We start from the raw sequence: 4,093 nt of genomic DNA on the forward strand, positions 1-4,093 counted from the left end.
TAATGCGGACAATCATAAAATTGAAATGGACAAGATCCCTCATTCTCGAAAAAAATGTATATTGTTTCATTACAATAAAAAAACATTAAGTATTTCCCGTGTTTTTGGGTGTGAGTGCTGGCTGGGGGTTTGGGGGGTAGCCCCCAGGAACTTAACGTAACTGAATATGGGATAAGCTTACTGCTTAGATCGATAGGACTGAGCGGTTCGGCAGGTACAATTGCTAGTTCAAGCCGTGCTACTTAATTCCTCGTTTTTGGTATGTTCGGCTTGGCGACATTCCATCACCTGCCGAAACCCACTTATCAATGGTGAAGCGTAGCGGAAAAGGTGGAGATTTTTGAGAGATTTTTTCTCAAAAATACTACCTGTCCATTGATAAGTGGGTAGCCCATTAATAGATATAGAAGAGGTAACCTAGTAAACCCTTGATAAATATAGGTTTATAATTTTCTTGCGTTCGTAATTACGAAAATAAGAGCTAAAAATCCTACTTAAAATTACACGATTTTAAGTAGGATTTTTAGCTCTTATTATAAAAGACACAAGGGGAATTAAAAAAACCCTTTATTTATAAGGTTTTTTTTAACGTAATAGTTACCATATTTGGTATTGATGTTACCATATTTGGTATGTATAATAGTTACCGTATACGGTAACTATTATACAAAGGGAGGTTAAAAAGTAATGTCATCATTAGATAAAGATATCTTTATCGAAGTACCTGATGAAGAAACAGGAGAAATCCAACAATATTTATTAACTCCAGCTAAAAAGAAAAAAGTTTATAAGGGGGATTGGGTCATGGTGTTTCAAGAAGGATTAACATACGTTGCAAAACTCAATTTAAAAGGTGAAACATTGCGTGTTTATATGATCCTATTATCAAAACTAGATTATGAAAATTGGTTAAGAATTAGACAAAAAGACATAGCTGAAGAATTAGGAATGAAACCTCCCCATGTTTCAAGAGCAATTAAAGAACTTTCTAATCATGGTATTTTAGTTAAAGGCCCTAAAGTAGGTGCTTCTAATACATATCGTTTAGATCCTTCATTTGCTTTTAGAGGACGCGATAAAAATCTAGAACAAGTTAGAAAAGAAGTAAAACACCTTAAAGTAATAAAATAAAAAAACACTAAAAAGTACCCAAGCTTAAAAATATGGGTACTTTTTAGTGTTTTTATTTCTTTTTTGCATCTAATAAACACGTTTTTTTATAAATTCTTATAAATTTATCTTTCTAAACCACTATCTCTATCTCTATTTCTATTTTTCTCTTTTTTCTTTTGCTGTATATCTTTTAAAGCAAGATCATATCCCTTTCTTTCATGTTCAGTTAAATTATTTTCACTAAATCGAGTATTACTAAACGGATTTAAAGTGATATTCACTTTCTTCTTGCAATACCCTACAATTTGTTGAAATTTCTCCAATCCTTGAGGAACTCGTTCTTTATAAAACTCCTGCATTTGTGCAAATAACTTTTGAAGTCTCTCATATTTCGCTTTATATGGTTCTAATTCTTTTTTCTCTTTTTCTAAACGTTTTACAGTTGTATGTAAATTTGTATGATTCACTTCCAACGCATGATTTTTCCTCTGTAGCGTCTCATTTTCCCTTTTAAAGGCCTCTGACGCTTTTGCAAGGGTTTTAATCCTTTGAAAGTCTTCTAACCCAATTTCGACCGTTTTAGAGCGGATGAGACCCCCTTTTTCCTTCACAGGCATCTCTTCTACTCGTTTTCCTACTTTAACAGCTCTTTTTAAAACATTTAAACGATTTTGCATTTGCTGCATCGATTTCTCTATTTGTTGTTTTTCCAACTCTTTCTCTACAAGAGTATCTTCTAACACTTGTACTTCTTCTTTTGCAGTCAAAGCTTTAAAACGTGCGGTTTCAATATGTTTTTTATCACTCGATACTCCACGCTCTAAATCAAAGTCTTTCTCCACCATATGAGCATAAAAATCATCCTGAAGTGAAACTAATTCTTTACGGTTAAAAATCTGTTTCGCTGATAACTTCTTTTCTTCCGTCACTGGAACCATTCCTACATGCATATGAGGTGTTTTTTCATCCAAATGTACCACTGCATGTACAATGTTTTGTTCTCCATATCGTTCTTTAAGAAAGCTATAAGCTTCCTCAAAGAATTCTTTTTGAGAATCCGAATTTTCTTCACTTAAACGCTCAAAAAAACCTCTATCACTTGTTACCACAAATTCGCACATCACAACCGCATCTTTTCGAATCGCTCGATTGGTCTCTACGTTTTGTTCAATTTTTTCTTTTATTGTTTTCAAATAATCAATGTATTGATCGTTATGTAAATCATAATTCAAATGACTTTGTTCTTTTTCAATATCAGGATTTGTATGACTTTCCTTTTCTCGTTGATTATGAATCTGGATTCCTTTCACATCTCGCATTTTAAATTTCTGCATTCTACAAATCGCAAAACTCACGAATCCTCACCTCAACTTGTCCTCATTTTTCTCTTTATTTTGTTCTCGACCACTCTATAAAGTATATATACTTTTCTACTGTTTTTCGGTGGACTTCCATGTAAAGTATAGCACACTATACTTTACTATCATAAAGAGTGTGCCCCTACGGGGGATTCGGCAAGCCGAATAAAGACCTTGGGCTTTGCCCAAACCCACTGGGGAATTCTTCCCCAGACCCCATAAAAAAACACCCCCACCCCCCTCATTTTTTGAGGGGGCTCCCTCGCCGGTAGGCAGGTCAAAACGGTTACCGTTTTGACACATCAAGAGGATTTGGGTGTAGTGAATTTGTCAACTCCTTAATGCTCCTTCATTTCGCTATCGCTTCATTGTGTCCGCTTACCGTTGACAAACATTGATTTTACATTATTAATTATGAAAACAAGTATCCCAGAATGACTTAAAATACTATCCTTTTTTTTATTTTTTATCTTCTTATTTTTGAGTTTAAATACGCTTTTTATTATAAATAGTTTTTAAAATAGTACTTAAGACTATAACAAATACAATTAATAAACATAAGATATATTAACCACAATGATTAAACATTTTGAAAACACGTTTTCTAAAATGAAAGCGTGTTTTTTGTTATAAACTATACTTAATCGTACAATGTTATTTATCCAATCAAATTCTTAAAATAAAAATAAAATAATATAAGACATAGTTTCACTTTAAGTGTTCTCTATCAAAGGAGGACACTTTTTATTTGTAAAAATAAAAAAGAAGGAATTTATTATAAAATCCCTTCTTTTGATGAATATATACAATTATTGTGAAGCGATTTCTAAAAATGCATAACTAACCGCTAAAACGCCAGCAGCAAGACCTACAGCTGGAACAAATATTTGAATTTGAACCCTGTCACCAGCTACTAATGGTACATCTTGTAATTGTATTGTTCCTCTTGCTAAACCAAGTACAGCTATAATACCAGCAAGGGCTGTAAAAGGTCCTAAAAATGAAATAGGACTAAGAGGTACTGGCGTAGTACTTCCAGCTGGAACTCTTACTACTTGTGCAATAATACCTGATCCAGCTGGCAAAGTTGCCAAAAGACCAATTAAAGAAAGTCCTGCATTTATATCATAAATACCTGTTGCTGTTACTTCTAAAGCATTGAAAGTCCCTCCACCACCTGGGTCTAAAGGTAAAACAATACTTGGTGTAATTGTAGTTTCATCTCCAGGTAATGCAGTATTAAAATTAATTGTAGTAGTAATAGGAGTACCTCCAAGCAATGGAACCGTTATTATTTGTGGAATTGGACCATCTTGAGCTGCAAGAAAACCTGACCCAAGCCCAAAACGTGGAAAAGGTACAGAAATAGGGGACGGAGTAGGACATGGAACATTAACAGATGACAGACAATTAAAATGGGATCCATGACAATTAGACATAATTTCACCACCTTATTTTATGATTCTTTTATATTTAATGCGGACAATCATAAAATTGAAATGGACAAGATCCCTCATTCTCGAAAAAAATGTATATTGTTTCATTACAATAAAAAAACATTAAGTATTTCCCGTGTTTTTGGGTGTGAGTGCTGGCTGGGGGTTTGGGGGGTAGCCCCCAGG

Annotated in this window: 3 protein-coding genes; 1 reads left to right on the forward strand and 2 read right to left on the reverse strand. The window is 33.8% G+C overall.

Features of this window, described 5'->3' with window-relative positions; genetic code table 11:
• Positions 1 to 687: 687 nt before the first annotated feature.
• The gene (locus tag KFD70_RS28830) at positions 688 to 1,131 is read left to right on the forward strand and encodes a helix-turn-helix domain-containing protein (protein ID WP_174103992.1); all 444 of its coding nucleotides are present in this window, start codon (positions 688 to 690) and stop codon (positions 1,129 to 1,131) included.
• A 104-nt stretch (positions 1,132 to 1,235) separates the two neighbouring features.
• Here the strand turns inward: KFD70_RS28830 and mobV are convergent, their stop codons facing one another.
• A complete protein-coding gene (gene mobV, locus KFD70_RS28835; RefSeq protein WP_336454634.1) occupies positions 1,236 to 2,468 on the reverse strand; it encodes a MobV family relaxase in 1,233 nt (410 codons plus the stop codon).
• A gap of 812 nt (positions 2,469 to 3,280) precedes the next feature.
• Positions 3,281 to 3,910: a hypothetical protein gene (locus KFD70_RS28840; RefSeq protein ID WP_336454633.1), complete on the reverse strand. Its 630-nt coding sequence runs from the start codon at positions 3,908 to 3,910 to the stop codon at positions 3,281 to 3,283.
• Positions 3,911 to 4,093: the final 183 nt, after the last annotated feature.

This window comes from Bacillus pfraonensis, from assembly GCF_050768835.1.
Lineage (GTDB): Bacteria > Bacillota > Bacilli > Bacillales > Bacillaceae_G > Bacillus_A > Bacillus_A pfraonensis.